This is a genomic window from Hydrogenobacter subterraneus, from assembly GCF_055390195.1.
In genome coordinates, this window is record NZ_AP042473.1 from 959,267 (window position 1) to 974,467 (window position 15,201).

General features: G+C 44.8%; 11 protein-coding genes. 5 read left to right on the forward strand and 6 right to left on the reverse strand.

The window, feature by feature from the left end:
- The first annotated feature begins 56 nt into the window (after window positions 1–56).
- The 5 genes from ACZ5GB_RS05235 to ACZ5GB_RS05255 are packed head-to-tail and all read left to right on the forward strand — an operon-like array spanning window position 57 to window position 8,753.
- Window positions 57–3,377, forward strand: coding sequence for a helicase-related protein (locus tag ACZ5GB_RS05235; RefSeq protein WP_464326201.1), 3,321 nt, complete (start codon window positions 57–59; stop codon window positions 3,375–3,377).
- Entirely contained in the window at window positions 3,367–4,965 is a 1,599-nt protein-coding gene (locus ACZ5GB_RS05240) for a DUF1156 domain-containing protein (protein WP_464326202.1), read from the forward strand. Before ACZ5GB_RS05235 ends, ACZ5GB_RS05240 begins: the two co-directional genes overlap by 11 nt.
- Window positions 4,962–6,197 (forward strand): hypothetical protein, encoded by a 1,236-nt coding sequence (locus ACZ5GB_RS05245; protein ID WP_464326203.1) that lies wholly within the window; start codon window positions 4,962–4,964, stop codon window positions 6,195–6,197. The genes ACZ5GB_RS05240 and ACZ5GB_RS05245 overlap by 4 nt, the downstream gene beginning before the upstream one ends.
- Window positions 6,197–7,765 (forward strand): DUF499 domain-containing protein, encoded by a 1,569-nt coding sequence (locus tag ACZ5GB_RS05250; RefSeq protein ID WP_464326204.1) that lies wholly within the window; start codon window positions 6,197–6,199, stop codon window positions 7,763–7,765. The genes ACZ5GB_RS05245 and ACZ5GB_RS05250 overlap by 1 nt, the downstream gene beginning before the upstream one ends.
- Window positions 7,701–8,753, forward strand: a complete 1,053-nt coding sequence (locus ACZ5GB_RS05255; RefSeq protein WP_464326205.1) for a DUF499 domain-containing protein — start codon at window positions 7,701–7,703, stop codon at window positions 8,751–8,753. The genes ACZ5GB_RS05250 and ACZ5GB_RS05255 overlap by 65 nt, the downstream gene beginning before the upstream one ends.
- Here ACZ5GB_RS05255 and ACZ5GB_RS05260 read toward each other — a convergent pair.
- The 6 genes from ACZ5GB_RS05260 to ACZ5GB_RS05285 form a co-directional block, all read right to left on the reverse strand.
- The gene (locus tag ACZ5GB_RS05260) at window positions 8,740–9,228 is read right to left on the reverse strand and encodes a murein hydrolase activator EnvC family protein (protein WP_464326206.1); all 489 of its coding nucleotides are present in this window, start codon (window positions 9,226–9,228) and stop codon (window positions 8,740–8,742) included. The two genes, ACZ5GB_RS05255 and ACZ5GB_RS05260, sit on opposite strands and share 14 nt — an antisense overlap.
- Entirely contained in the window at window positions 9,191–10,717 is a 1,527-nt protein-coding gene (locus ACZ5GB_RS05265) for an NAD(P)H-hydrate dehydratase (RefSeq protein WP_464326207.1), read from the reverse strand. The genes ACZ5GB_RS05260 and ACZ5GB_RS05265 overlap by 38 nt, the downstream gene beginning before the upstream one ends.
- Window positions 10,714–12,771, reverse strand: coding sequence for a xanthine dehydrogenase family protein molybdopterin-binding subunit (locus tag ACZ5GB_RS05270; RefSeq protein ID WP_464326208.1), 2,058 nt, complete (start codon window positions 12,769–12,771; stop codon window positions 10,714–10,716). Before ACZ5GB_RS05270 ends, ACZ5GB_RS05265 begins: the two co-directional genes overlap by 4 nt.
- A complete protein-coding gene (locus tag ACZ5GB_RS05275) occupies window positions 12,768–13,229 on the reverse strand; it encodes a (2Fe-2S)-binding protein (RefSeq protein ID WP_464326209.1) in 462 nt (153 codons plus the stop codon). Before ACZ5GB_RS05275 ends, ACZ5GB_RS05270 begins: the two co-directional genes overlap by 4 nt.
- Window positions 13,223–13,780, reverse strand: coding sequence for a flavodoxin family protein (locus tag ACZ5GB_RS05280; RefSeq protein ID WP_464326210.1), 558 nt, complete (start codon window positions 13,778–13,780; stop codon window positions 13,223–13,225). The genes ACZ5GB_RS05275 and ACZ5GB_RS05280 overlap by 7 nt, the downstream gene beginning before the upstream one ends.
- A 69-nt stretch (window positions 13,781–13,849) precedes the next feature.
- Window positions 13,850–14,620 carry a class I SAM-dependent methyltransferase gene (locus tag ACZ5GB_RS05285; RefSeq protein ID WP_464326211.1) on the reverse strand — a complete coding sequence of 257 codons (771 nt, stop codon included), beginning with the start codon at window positions 14,618–14,620 and terminating at the stop codon, window positions 13,850–13,852.
- Window positions 14,621–15,201 lie beyond the last annotated feature (581 nt).

The window sequence follows — 15,201 nt, forward strand, 5'->3', positions numbered from 1 at the left end:
AATTATAACATTAACCCACGTAGAAGTAGAATGCTAAATAAAATACTAATATGGGGATGGAAATAAAAAAGGGAAGTGTCCTTAGGGGGCCTTTTTGGTCTGAGCCTGTAGAGGTTATTTATACGGAGGACCAAGGTAATTATGTGTTAATTATCACAAAAGGTAAGAATACGGGCGGAATTGATAACAGATTAATTCCTAAGGATGAATTGCCTAAGGTGGAAGTTATAGGTGGTGAATTAAGCTTTTCTGAAGAGACGTGGAAGGTATTTCTTGCCCTTGAAACCATACGGTATAGGTATGCCTCTGTGTATGACCCTCTGTTGGCTGTAAATGTATCAAAGATTGACCCACTTCCACACCAAATAGAGGCTGTGTATGGTTATGTTCTTAAACTTCCAAGGATAAGGTTTATGATAGCGGATGACCCTGGTGCTGGGAAGACCATTATGGCCGGCTTAATCATAAAGGAGCTAAAGCTTCGCCATCTTATAAAGAGAATTTTGATTGTGGTGCCCGGACATCTCAGAGATCAGTGGCAGAGGGAGCTTTCTGAAAAATTTGACGAGCATTTTGAGATAGTGGATAGAGGGAGGTTTAATTCCAACTTTGGTATAAACCCCTGGCAAAAGTATTCTCAAATCATCACTTCCATGGACTTTGCCAAAAAGAAAGAAGTGCTTGAATCTTTGGAAGATGCTGATTTTGACCTTGTTATAGTGGATGAGGCTCACAAGATGAGCGCTTATAGGTATGGCAATAAAACGGAAAAGACTGACAGATATAAGCTTGGAGAAGTGCTTTCCAAAATAAGCAACCACCTGCTTTTCCTTACAGCCACGCCACACAAGGGAGACCCGGAGAATTTCAGATTACTTCTTGACCTGCTTGAACGGGGCTTTTTTGCAAACGAGGAGATTATGAGGGAGGCAATACAGAGTGGAAACAATCCTTTGTTTATAAGAAGGTTAAAGGAGGACCTAAAGGATTTTGAGGGTAGGCCCTTGTTCCTACCAAGGCGTGTTAATACAGTTCCTTTAGAACTTAGCGATAGGGAGATGGAGCTTTATAATGAGCTTTCAAGGTATGTAAAAAGCCAGTATGATAAGGCTATAAAAAGAGACAGAAGGAGGAATGTGGCCTTTGCCCTTGTTATTTTGCAAAGAAGGTTCTCTTCCAGTGTTTATGCTTTGCTTGAGTCTTTGAAAAGAAGGAAAAAAAGACTTGAAGAGCTTAAAAGCAGTGCATACCAACAAAGAGAGCCTGAAGAGGTCATTAACTTTGAAGAAGTGGAGGATATGTCCGAGAGTGAGAGGTGGGCCGAAGAGATCAAATGGGAAACCATAACCCTTTCTGAAAATATGAAGGAGTTGGAGGAAGAGATAAGGACGGTGGACGAGCTTATAAGGAGGGCCGAGGATATATTAAGGAATGAAGAAGAGGCAAAGCTTAAGGAGCTTAAAGAGACGCTTCTTAGACTTAAAGAGGAGTTTAAAGATTTCAAAATTATCATATTTACAGAGTCAAAGGATACGCTTGAATACTTGAATGAAAAGGTAAAAAGCTGGGGTTTTTCAACGGTTATCATCCATGGGGGTATGAATCTATACGAAAGGATAGACGCGGAGAAAAGGTTTAAGAATGAGGCAGAGGTTTTGATAGCTACAGAGGCGGCTGGAGAGGGTATAAATCTTCAGTTTTGCAATCTTATGATTAACTATGACCTACCATGGAATCCAAACAGGCTTGAGCAAAGGATGGGAAGGATACATCGCTACGGACAGCAAAGGGAGGTGCATATATACAATCTTGTGGCAAGAAGAACCAGGGAAGGAAAAGTTCTTTACAATCTCCTTGAAAAGCTTAATAAGATAAGGGAAGCACTTGGTAGTGATAAGGTTTTTGATGTGATAGGGGAGATTTTGCTTAATAAAAACCTTTCACAGCTTTTGGTGGAGGCTGCTGTGAACGCAAGGGATATGGATGAGATTCTGAAGGAGATTGATATAAAGGTTGATGAGGAGTATATAAACAGAATAAAGGAGAGCTTGGGGGAGGCTCTTGCCACAAGACATATTGACTTGACAAGGATAAGGGAGCTGGCACAAAAGGCCAAGGAAGAGCGCCTAATTCCAGAATATACGGAAAACTACTTTAAGAAGGCTTTTGAGAAGGCTGGTGGAAAGATAAGGGAACGCAAGGATGGTTTTTTGAGTGTGGAAAGCATTCCACTGGATATAAGACGGGTTGCCGAGGAGGAGGAATTTAAAAGGAGCTTTGGACAGCTTCAGACCAAATATCCTAAGATCACCTTTGATAAGGAGAAGGCCTTTAGAACGCCCGATGCGGAGTTTGTATCCTTTGGGCATCCACTTTTTGAAGCTGTTATGAGGTGGGTAGAAAAGCATTTAAGGGATAGTCTTTTGAAGGGTGCGGTATTTTTTGACCCAGATGGGAGGCTGGACGGTTATATGCTTTTTTATGAGGGTGAGGTGAGGGACGGAACGGGGTCCATAGTAGGCAAAAGGCTTTTTGCTTTTTATGATGATGGAAGGAAGGTGGTGGAAGTTTCTCCTGCTATCTTGTGGGACCTGGCGGAAGGTTTTACTACAGAAAAGGAAGCTGTGAATATGGAGGAGTTAAGGAAAAGGGTGGAAGATGTTGTTATTAAAGGGCTTGAAAGATATAAGGAGGAGCTTTTAAAGGAAAGGCTAAGGCAGGTGGAGATAAAAGAAAGGTATGGTGTTAAATCCTTGGAATATTTGATCTATCAATTGGATGGGGAGATTTTGGACCTTTATGGAAAAAAGGATAAGGGCGAGGATGTGGATAAGATGATAAACAGAAAAAGGGAGAAAAAGCACGAGTATGAAAGGGGTTTGGAGGAGCTAAAAGAAAGATTGGAAAGGGAAAAGGCCCTGTCTCTTTCTCCACCAAACTTTTTGGGAGTCATAAGGATAAAGCCTATGAGGGAAAGGATTGGTGTGGAAGGTGATCCGGAAGTGGAAGCCGTAGGTATGAAGGTGGCTATGGAGTATGAGATAAGGGAAGGTAGAAGACCGGAGGATGTTTCTTCTCAAAACCTTGGCTTTGATATAAGGTCTGTGGATAGGGATGGAAGGGTGAGGTATATTGAAGTGAAGGCAAGGGCTGGTGTGGGAGAGGTGGCTTTAACTCAAAACGAGTGGTTTAAGGCCCAAAGGCTGAAGGATGATTACTACCTTTATGTGGTCTTTAATGCAGTAAGTTCTCCACGGCTTATCATAATCCAAAACCCCGCAGAGAGGTTAAAACCCCAAGAGAAGGTGGAGGTGGTAAGATATATTGTGGATGAGAGGGAAATTTTGAAGTATGTGGGAGGAAAGGATGAGCCATAGGCGCTTTATAGAGGAGTCTTTTCCTGTAAAGGAGGTCGGTCAAGAGTCCGCAAGGGAGAAAAACATACGCCATGGACATATTTCTACCCTTCATATTTGGTGGGCAAGGAGGCCCTTGGCAGCTTCCAGAGCCACCATATACGCAAGCCTTATACCCGCACCAAAGGATGAGCTGGAACGCAACAACCGGCTTGCCTTTATTATAGACCTTTGTAAGTGGGAGAATTCTTTAAACAGGACCATTATAGAGAAGGCGAGGAGGGATATTCTTGCCTCTAATGGAGGAAGGCCCCCGAGAGTTCTGGACCCCTTTGGAGGAGGTGGTTCCATACCCCTTGAAGCCTTGCGCCTTGGCTGTGAAGTCTATTCGGGTGATTATAATCCTGTGGCCGTTTTGATACAAAAATGCACCCTTGAATACCCTCAAAAGTATGGAAAGCCGGGAGAGGTAGAGATAGAGGTGGAAGAGTTTGGTAAGAAGGTAAGGAGAAAGGTAAGGGTTGAGAATGTGCTATTGGAGGATGTAAAAAGATGGGGGGAGTGGGTTTTGGAGCTTGCAAAAGAGGAAATAGGTAGGTTCTATCCGGCAGAGGAGGATGGTTCTATACCGGTTGGATACCTTTGGGCAAGGACTATACCCTGCCAAAACCCTAACTGTGGAGCGGAAATTCCTTTGATGAGACAATACTGGCTGGCAAAGAAGGATAAGAAGAAAGTAGCCCTATACCCCTATAAGGAGGGCAATAAGGTGCTTTTTAAAATAGTGGGAGATGGATATGAGCCTATGCCAAAGGATTTTGACCCAGAGGAAGGCACCATTTCAAGGGCTGTGGCGGTATGTCCTGTGTGTGGTTCTGCTATTGATGACAAAGATGTGAGAAAGCTATTTCAAGAGGGAAAGGCAGGTCAAAGGATGGTGGCAGTGGTTTTGCATCATCCAAACAAAGAAGGAAAAAGCTACAGGCTGGCAACGGAGAAAGACTTGGATGTTTTTAAAGAGGCAGAAAAATACCTTGAGGAGAAAAGGAAAAAGCTTATGGAAGAATGGGGAATAGACCCTGTGCCGGATGAGGAATTACCTTTAATGAGTGGTGTATTTAATGTGCCTTTATATGGCATGACTAAATGGGGCGACCTTTTCAATTCTCGCCAAAAATTGGCTTTGATTACCTTTACGGAAAAGGTAAGGCTGGCTTACAAAAGAATGGTTGAAGAAGGCTATGATGAAGAATATACAAAGGCAGTGGTGAGTTATTTGGCGTTGGGAGTGGATAGGTTGGCGGACTATAACTCAATTCTGTGTGTTTGGGCTGTGGCAGGAGAATTTGTGGCACACACTTTTGGGCGACAGGCTCTTCCTATGATATGGGACTATTTTGAGCTTTGTCCTTGGAGTGGATCAACAGGAGACTGGAACTCAGCTATGGATTGGATTTTGAGAGTTTTAGAACACACTTCTCGCATCAATTCAATCACCCACTTTTCCACCCCACCTTTACCCAATGAAGAAGATGAGGAAGAAGATAAATCAAAGAACTTGATAAAAGCAGGTGGTCTATATATGAAACTAATAGAGGAAGGGCTATGAAAAGCTTACACATTCCAGTCATCACCCAATTCTCCGCCACCTCTCTACCCTATCCAGACAACTACTTTGATGCAGTCATTACAGACCCACCTTATTATAACAATGTTCCATATGCAGATTTATCCGACTTCTTTTATGTATGGCTAAAAAGAAGTATTGGAGATTTATATCCTGAACTATTTTCCACTCCACTCACTCCAAAATCTCAAGAGATTACAGAAATGTCTACTTGGGATTCATTAAGATATAGTTATAAGGATAAAAAATTCTTTGAAGATATGCTTAAAAAAGCCTTTCAAGAGATACACCGAGTTTTAAAGCCCTATGGCATTGCGGTAATTGTATATGCCCATAAATCTACGGAGGGATGGGAAACGCTTATAAACTCTCTTTTGGATTCTGGCTTGGTTATAACGGGCGCATGGCCCATAAATACGGAGATGCAGGCAAGGTTAAGAGCAAAGGAATCTGCTACCCTTTCATCATCCATCTACATAGTTGCCAGAAAGATGGAGCGCGAGCCTATTGGTATGTATAATGAGGTTAAGCATCAATTGAAAGAGCATTTGAATAGAAGGCTTGAAAGGTTATGGCAGAAGGGGATAGGTGGGGCTGACTTTTTTATATCGGCCATTGGTTCCGCCATAGAGGTCTTTGGAAAGTATGAAAAGGTTATGGACTATGAGGGCAAGCTTATACGGGCGGATAGGCTGTTGGAAGATGTGAGGAAGATAGTCACAGACTTTGTCATAAGGCAAATACTCCACAATGGTTTTTCTGGGGAGATCTCCGAGCTTACCATGTTTTATGTGCTATACAGGTGGAACTACGGTGAGGCAAAGGTGCCTTTTGATGAGGCAAGAAAGCTTGCCACCAGTTGTGGTATAGACCTTGCCACCCATTGGAACAAAAATAGCTTTATAAAAAAGGAGAAGGAATTTATAAAGGTGCTGGGGCCACAGGACAGGAAGATGGAAGAGCTTGAGGGTTCTACGGAGCTTGTTGATGTTTTGCATCTTGTCCTTTTGTTGTGGGAGAAGGGAAGAAGGGACGAGATGATCAGGGTGCTAAGGGAGACGGGCTTTGGAGATAGGGAGGTTTTTTACAGGGTGGCCCAAGCCATATCTGAAACATTACCGCAGGAGAGTAAAGAGAAAAAGCTTCTTGACGGCTTTTTGGTTGGAAGAGAAAGATTAAAAGAAGAGATTAGAAAGCAAGGGAGGTTGTTCTGATGAGGCCCTTTCATACCATAGCCATACCACACAAAGACATCCTTGAAGGAAGGCTTGAGCAGGATGTTTTTGCTGCAGACCTATACGAGGTAAGTCAAGGTAGGGGCCCAGAAGAGTATAAGGACCCAGACATCTTTTTCCAAAGGACCTACCTTACGGAGGGACTAAGGAACCTTTTGAGCATGGTGGAGAGAAGATTAAAAGGCGAAGGCGGGGACCATATTATTCAGATTCAAACACCCTTTGGAGGTGGAAAAACCCACAGCCTTATAGCCCTCTATCACAAGGCAAGGGAATGGAAAGCCAAGCCTGTGGTAATAGTAGGAACTGTTTTGGGACCGCGGGATACTCTGTGGGGAGCCTTGGAAAGGGGACTAACGGGTCAAAACACAAGGCTTACTGGCTATACTTCACCGGGTAGAGAGGCCATAAGGGAACTTCTCTTAAGCCATGAGCCTGTGCTTATTCTTATGGATGAAGTGCTTGAGTATGCGGTAAAGGCTGCCGGTCAAAGGGTGGGTGATAGCACCCTTTACGCCCAAAGCCTTGCCTTTATGCAGGAGCTTACAGAAGCGGTAAAAACCTTGGATAAAGTTTGTCTTGTGATAACTCTTCCATCCAGCCTTTTGGAACACTACGATGAGAACGCAGAAAGGTTTTATAATCAACTTCAGAAGGTAATAGGAAGGGTAGAAAAGGTATATACACCAGTGCAAGAAGGAGAAATAGCCAAGGTTATAAAAAGGAGGCTTTTTAGCCATATTGACGAAGAGGAAGCTAAGAAGATAGTTCAGATGTTTGTGGATTATGCCCAAAAGGAAAATATACTTCCCGCGGGTATGGAGCCAAGCGAATACAGAGACAAATTTCTTGATTCCTATCCTTTTATGCCAGAGGTTTTGGATGTTCTATATCATCGTTGGGGGAGCATTCATACCTTTCAAAGAACGAGGGGTGTCTTAAGGCTTTTGTCCTTGGTCGTATATTCTTTAAAAGACAAAAACATACCCTATATCAGCCTTGCGGATTTTGACCTTTCAAACCAAGAGCTACGCCAAGAGCTTATAAAACACATAGGAAATGAGTATAACAGCATATTGGACCAAGATATTACTGGCCATTCTGCTGGTGCCAAAAGGGTGGATAGGTCCTTGGGGAATGCCTATCAAGGTTTGAAGCTTGGAACAAGGTCTGCAAGGGTTATATTCCTTTATTCCTTTTCCAGTGGTCAGTCAAAGGGTGCTACCTTGGGAGAGATAAAAAGGTCTGCCACCACAATGAACAACCCAGCCAGCGCCGTGGTAGAAGCGGTAGAACAGCTAAAAAATAACCTCTTCTATTTACAAGCTACGGAGGATAGATACTTCTTTTCCAACATTCCTAACCTAAACAGAATATTGCTTACCAAAATGGAGAATGTAAAGGATGAGGATATAGAAAAGCTGGAAAGTGAACTGCTAAGAGGTAGATTAAAGGGAGAAAAAGCTAAAGGTATATATTTGGGTGGAGAACTCTGTCAATATTCCGGATACAGAAGACCTAAAGCTTGTAGTTTTGAGGAAAGATGATAGAAGTTTGATTGACAGTATATTAAAGAACAAGGGGTCCTCTCCGCGCATAAACAGGAATACTCTGTTCTTCCTTGTGCCTATGGAGGGGGAGAGAAATAACTTTGAGAGAGAGGCAAGAAAAAGGATAGCTTATCAATCTATTGAAAAGGACAAGAGCCTAAACCTAAGGGAAGAACAGAAAAAGGATTTAAAGGACAAACTAAGTAAAACGGAGGAAGTTCTTAAGGAGCTTATAAGGAAGTTATACAGGATGGTCCTTATACCCTCTAAGGATGGGGTCAAAGAGCTGGACCTTGGAGTGCCAACTTATGGGGACTCAAGGGGTATTGATGAGGAGATATATGATGCGCTAAAGACGGAAAATGAAATCATTGAAAGGCTTGACCCTTTGGTGATAAGGGAAAAGTATCTTAGGGATAATGATTTCCTTTATACGGGTAAGCTTTATGAGGCTTTCCTTAGGACGCCGGGAGAGCCAAGGCCTGTAGATAAAGAGGTTATAGAAAGGTCCATATCTGAGGGAGTGGCCAAGGGGCTGTTTGGGCTTGGAGAGATGCTTGAGGATGGAAGGGTGGAATGCAGGTATTTTAAAGAGAGTGCGTCAGTCTATTTTTCTGAAAGAGAGGTTATTGTAAGGGCAGAGCTTTGTAAAAAGGAAGAGGAGGAAGGGGAGATAGGTTGTAGAATACCAGTAGGATCGCCGGATGTAAAAATAGATAATAAACCAGTAGAAACTATAAAACAGCCTGTAGGTAGTGCATTACTTGAAAAAAAAGCTATAAGTGGGCTTTCTTTGAGCTTTGTAATTCCAAGGGGTAAGTTGTCGGATGTGATGGGTGTGTTGAGGCTTTTAAGCGAGAGGTTTCAAAGGATTGAGTTTGAGCTTAGGGCGGTTGAGGGAGAAATATCTGAGAATGAGATAGAGGAAAGGATAAAAGAGGCCTTTAACCAGATGAAGATTGAGGTTAATATCACTCCACACTAAACTTTACCGGCCTTCCCTCTTGGTCTCTCACCTCAAAAAGCAGGCCACAGCCTTCCCTATCTTCTCCCACCCTGCCTAAGGGCTGGCTTTTCTTTACCCACTCACCCCTTTTTACCAATAGGCTACCAGCCTTTGCATAAACGTAGACAAATCTTTCATCGCTTTCTACCATAACCACCCAGCCGTAGTTTTTAATATCGTTTCCCGCATACAGAACTTTGCCCTCGCCCACGGACCTAAAATACTCTCCGCAGGCTGTGTTTATATAGTAGCCCCTATCTGTAGGCGTAACCTTTCCTTTTACCGGCAAAGGAACCTTAAGGGCTTCCGCTGGTGGCTGATAGGTTCTCTGTGGAGCTTCCACCCTTCTTTGTGGCCTTTGCACCTCCCTTTTTGGCGTTTTGTCCCTTATCTCTATATGCACTATGCCACAGCCACTAAGGAATATAAGAGATAGGGCTATCAAAGGCTTCATTTTCAATAAGATTATAAGCCTCTGGAATAGCTTCCACAAGGTCAAGGGCCCTTAGGCTCTCCTTGTGCCTTTTCCTTTCCGCTATCTCTCCAGCCAAGCCGTGTAAAAAGACTCCAAGCCGTAGGGCCTCTTCCGCTGGCATGCCTCTTCCAAGGAGAGCCACAAGGATGCCAGATAACACATCGCCCACTCCACCCTTTGCCATGGCTGGCGTGCCTCTGATGGAAAGGTAGGCCCTTCCCTCCGGTGTGGCTATGACGGTCCTTGAAGACTTTAGCACAAGGTAGCATCCGTATTTTACCGCAAAGTCTTGGGCCACATCTATTAGGTTTTCCACTATGTAATCCTTCCTTAGCCCGCTTAGCCTTTCAAACTCTCCCACATGGGGCGTCAAAACAGTGATGCCCTTCCTCTCTTTTAGCACTTCCACGCCAAGGTCCGCAAGGTTGTTAATGCCATCTGCGTCTATAAGAAGGGGCCTCTCAAGGCCAAGCAAAAGCTCTCTTATGATAAGCCTTCCCTCTTGGTATCTGTCCATGCCCATGCCAACGGCCACGGCGGAAAACCTGCTTTGGATTTCAAGCACCTCTTTTACAGCCTCCACCGAAAGCCTTCCCTTGCCCCCTAATGGTATGCTCATCTCCTCCACAAGGCTTGATTCAAAGATGGAGTTTAAATCTTCTGGGATGCCAACGCTTACAAGCCCAGCACCTGTCCTTGTGGAGGCCCTTGCGCTCATAATTACTGCCCCAGTCTTTCCAGTGCTTCCCCCAATTATAAGCACATGGCCCATAAGGCCCTTATGCACGTCTGGTTCCCTTTTGGGTGGGTTTGTCTTCAAAAGCACTTCCCTCTTTATCTCCTGCGCAAGCCATGTGGGTATGCCTATGTTTGCCACATAAAGCCTTCCACACCTTTTGGCAGAAGGATATAGAAGGTGGCACACCTTAGGAAATTGGAAGGTAACGGTTATGTCTGCCTTTACAGAAGGCTCGTATTCCTTTGCGCTGTCTGCGGAGAGGCCAGAGGGTATGTCTACAGAGACCACGGGAAGGTGAGAGTTGTTTATAAGTTCAATCCATCTGAGGGCCTCTCCCCTCACGGGTGGTTCAAAGCCTGTGCCAAAGAGGGCATCCACCACAAGGTCAAAGTCTTTAAAATCCACCTCTCTTAGAGGCTCAAGACCAAGGCTTTTTAGGATTTTTAGCTGTAGGCCTGCATCGCCCTTTAAATCCTCTCCCAGGGCAAGCACATAGCCCACCTTGTAGCCCAAAAGGTGTAGGTGTCTTGCCACCACAAGCCCATCACCGCCGTTGTTGCCCTTGCCAGCCACCACAAGCACTCTTTTTACATGCAGAAACTCGCGCCTTATGGCCTCAACTACTGAGAGGCCAGCCTTTTCCATAAGCAAAATAGAAGGCACACCAAGGCCCTCTATGGTCCTTTGGTCCAAAAGTTGCATCTCTTTGGCCTTTAGGACCTTCATCATAACCTTATTGGCAGTCTGTTTACCTTTATGCCGTAGGCCCAAAGCAAGGCGTTGGCTACCGCCGGTGCTATGGGTGGAAGTCCCGGCTCTCCCACTCCACCCATCTCACGCTTTGAGTTTAGTATATACACCTCCACCTTGGGGGCCTCATCCATCCTCAGTATTTCATACCCGCTGAAGTTGGTGTTTGCCACACCGCCATCTTTAAAGCTCACTCCCTCCTTTAGAGCCATGCTAAGGCCCATCATTATGGCACCTTCCACTTGAGATTTAATTAGGTCCGGATGGACCGTTATGGGACCCACATCTATGACCGCCACCACCCTATGGACCTTAACCTTTCCCTTTTCAAGGGACACCTCCGCCACATGGCAGGCATGACTTCCGAAAGAATAGTGGTAGGCTATGCCAAGGTTTCTTTTCTTGCCCCAGCCCGACTTTTCCATGGCAGTTTGGACCACCCTGTAGGCAACAGGGTTATGCTTCAAAAGCCTTAGCCTAAGCTCTGCAGGGTCCTGTCCTGTCTGGTAGGCTATACGGTCAATCATGGTCTCAAGGCTAAAGGCGTTATGGGTGGAGCCCACAGACCTCCAAAACCAAACGCTCACCGGAAGCTCCATGTCTATCCTTTCCACATGTAGGTTTGGTATCTGATAGGGTGTGTTTGCCACACCCTCCACGGAAGCATTGCCACCTAGTAAAGGCTGAACCGCTATCTTGAAGGTCAAAGAGTTCAAGTTTCCATTTTTGTCCGCTGAGGCTTTAATGTGGGTTATGCTGTAGGGCCTAAAGTAGCCAGACCTTATATCGTCCTCCCTTGTGTATATGAGCTTTACTGGCCTTTTTAGCCTTTTGGATATCTCAAGGGCCTCCGCCACAAACTCCACGTTTGCCTTCCTACCAAAGCCACCACCCAAGTATGTGGTCATTATCTTTATCTTGCTCTCCGGAAGCCCGCTTATCCTCTTGGCAGCCTCTAAAGCCCATGTTTGGGACTGAATAGGCGCATAGACTATGCACTCATCTTCCTTCACCCAGGCAAGGCAGGCCATAGGCTCCATGGTAGCATGGTATAGGTAGGGCTGTATGTAGGTCTCTTCCACCTTTATGGGTGATTCTTCAAAGACCCTTTGCGGGCTTCCCTTTACCCTTACCACTTCCCCCTTATCCTTTAGCTTCTGCAAAAAGTACCTTTCAAAGTCCTTGTCTTCCCAGCCCTTTACAAAGCTTTCGCTCCACTCTACTCTTAAGCTCTGCCTTGCCTTCTGGCATGCCCAAAAGGACTCTCCGCATACTGCCACACCTGTGGAAATTGGAAAGACATCTATCACTTCCGGCAGTCTCTTTGCAGATGTGGCATCTACCTTCAAAGGTCTTGCGCCAAAGTAGGGAGGCCTTTCCACTACCGCATAGACCATGCCCTCCAAAAAGCTGTCTATGCCAAAGGATGCACTCCCTTCCACCTTCTCTGGCACATCCACCCTTGGCACAGATTTACCTATGTATATGAACTCCTTAGGCTCCTTTAGCCTTGGCTTGGGTGGTATGGGTTCTTTTACGGCAAGGTCCACAAAGTCCCCGTAAGGGTAGCTTTTGCCCTCCACCATTATAAAGCCACCCTTTGCCTTTATCTTTTCTCTTGGCACTTTTAGGCTTTTGCTGGCAGAGGCAACTATCATCTCCCTCATGCTGGCGCCCGCAAGCCTTAGCACCTCATACATGTTCCTCACGCTTGTGCTTCCACCCGTTAGCTGTATGCCCATCTTTGGGTCCACATAGGCCCTTCCCGCCGGCGCAGGTTTTACTTTTACCCTCTCCCAAGGAAAGTCCAGCTCTTCTGCCACAAGCATGGCAAGGCCCGTATAAACACCCTGCCCCATCTCGGACTTGTTTACAAAGACTGTAAGGTAATTGTCCTTTGATATGTTTATCCATAGGTTGGGTGCATACCTCTTGGGAAGCTCCTGTGCCTTTAAAACCTTGTATCCTTCCGGAGTTAGCATCACACAAAGGGTCAAGCCACCAGCCTTTATAACATCCCTCCTTGTAATCATGTTTTACCTCCCTTCACCGCTTTTTCTACTGCGCCTATTATCCTGTTGTAGGTCCCGCACCTACAGATATGGGAGGAGAGCATTTGGACTATCTGGTCCCTTGTGGGCTTTGGATTTTCAAGGAGTAGGGCGTAGGCCTCCATTATCTGTCCCGGCTGACAGTAGCCACACTGTGGCACCTGAAGCTCTATCCAAGCCCGTTTTAGAGGGTGGTTTGAGGGGATACCTTCTATGGTTATTATCTCCTTTCCCACAGCGGAAGAAACTGGCACAAGGCAGGACCTTTGGGCCCTTTTGTCTATCAGCACCGTGCAGGCACCGCACAGGCCCATGCCACAGCCAAACTTGGTGCCTGTGAGCCTTAGCCTCTCCCTTATGACCCAAAGAAGAGGCTCATCCTCGTAAGCTTTTACTTTGTATAGCTTGCCGTTTATCTTTAGCTCAAAATTCTTCACCATGGAAACTTACCTCCAAAGCTTCTTACATGTTCTATAAGCTCCCCCCTTCCATCGTAAAGGACTGCCACATACTGGGCAAGCCTCTCACCAAGCCTCATACAGGCCTCCTTTTCTTCCTCCGTCCTTGGCTCTCCAGCCACCACAGCCCCATAATGCAAGGTAAACTTTTTACCTACATAGTCTGTGAGGCCAAAAACCAAAAAGCCGTAGTTTATGAGCATATAGAGGACAGAAAGACAGGCCACTTCATTGCCACCGCCCCAACCGCCGGAGGAGGAGAAGGCACAGCCTATTTTGCCGTCAATGGTGCCCCAAAGGTCTCCCATCACATCATCAAAAAACCTCTTTAGCCTCCATGAGACTATGCCCATGTGGGTTGGCGTCCCCACCGCAAGACCATGACACCAAAGGATATCTTCCTTTGTGGCCTCCTCCACGTACTTTAATCTCACCTCTGTACCTTCCACCCTTTTTGCTCCTTCAGCCACAAGCTCGGCCATCTTTTTGGTATTTCCCGTCCTGCTATCGTAGATGATTAGCACGTTGCTCATGCTTAACCTCCTCGTACTAAATATACTATGAAGTGGTTATCCATATGGATGATCTTTTTCAGCACTTTTTTACATTTTGCAACTTTTTGGTCTACTGGGTTTAAAAGCTATAAACTGCAAGCGCACATAGTCCAATATCCATTTACCTTCTAAGTTCTGTAGTCCTCCCTTGCAATGGGTAACAACCTCTTCTAAAAAGTTTTCACGTTCAAACTCGGGCACAGTCTCCAAGAATCTCCTAGCAAATACTTTTAACCAATTCACAAGTTGCGTATTTAGCCTTGTAGGCCTAGGGATAAGCTCACACAGGCGGACATCCATTGAGTGAGCTTCAAGCCGTGCTCTATACTCCTTGGCTGTAGGAAAGTACCATGGGTTTACCTCATAAAAATCTATACCATACTTGGGTAAGGCTTTACGTAAAGCCCTGATTACTGTTTCAATGTTTCCATACCCTCCGAACTCGCCCACAAACCTCCCCCCTGGTTTCAAAGCGCGCTGCACCCCGGAGATGACAGCATCTGGGTGGGTCATCCAGTGGAGTGCTGCATTAGAAAATACTGCATCAAATTCCTCATAAAAGGCAAGCTCTTGCCCATCACCGACGCGTGCATCCACACCTAGCTCTACAGCCGCCTTTACCATATCAGGGCTAGAGTCAATACCTATAACAACACAACCCATATCCATAAGTTTTCGGCTTAAAACGCCATCACCACATCCTAAGTCAAGAATACGCTCACCTGGACGGGGATTCAGCAGTTCTATTACTGGTGTGGCTAATTCCGAGACAAAGCTCGCATCTCTTGCATATGCATGTGGATCCCAATATTGGTTCATAGTGTATTTAATTTAAACACTTAAAACCACGCTGGGTGAGAAATTTTCTTTTTGTATTAACAGGATGCAACATGTTTACAGTGGCATGTTTCAACCTGTTTCATTAAAATTTAGGCATGTCTTGGATCCGTACATAATTGATGTTTTTGTAGACAGGTGCCAACATGTACCTACATTTAATTGCCTCATGTATTTTTAGCGGTAAAAGACTAGAAACGGCCATACATAATTAATTTTTCAGCCGACGTATAATGATTAAATACTTATTGTAGATTAATCGTTTGTGGAGACAGGTTCAGAATTTGCTACGTTCATTAAAATTTAGAGTAGTTCAACCCTGTCCATATAAAAACGTTTAAATTTAATGATGATTCTGGCATTTTGTATTTGTTTTTGTAGTGTGCCTATTGCAGGTGCCCTATTGAATGTAAAGGTAAGTCCTCTAATTTGTAAAATCAATTTTGTGGAAGCCTCAACCTTTAATTTATAATTGGACCGTATAATTTATTACATTAGTGGCCCTAAGTTATCAAGCGTTAGGAAAAGGCTTTTATACATTTATCAGTTAATAAAGCAGGTGT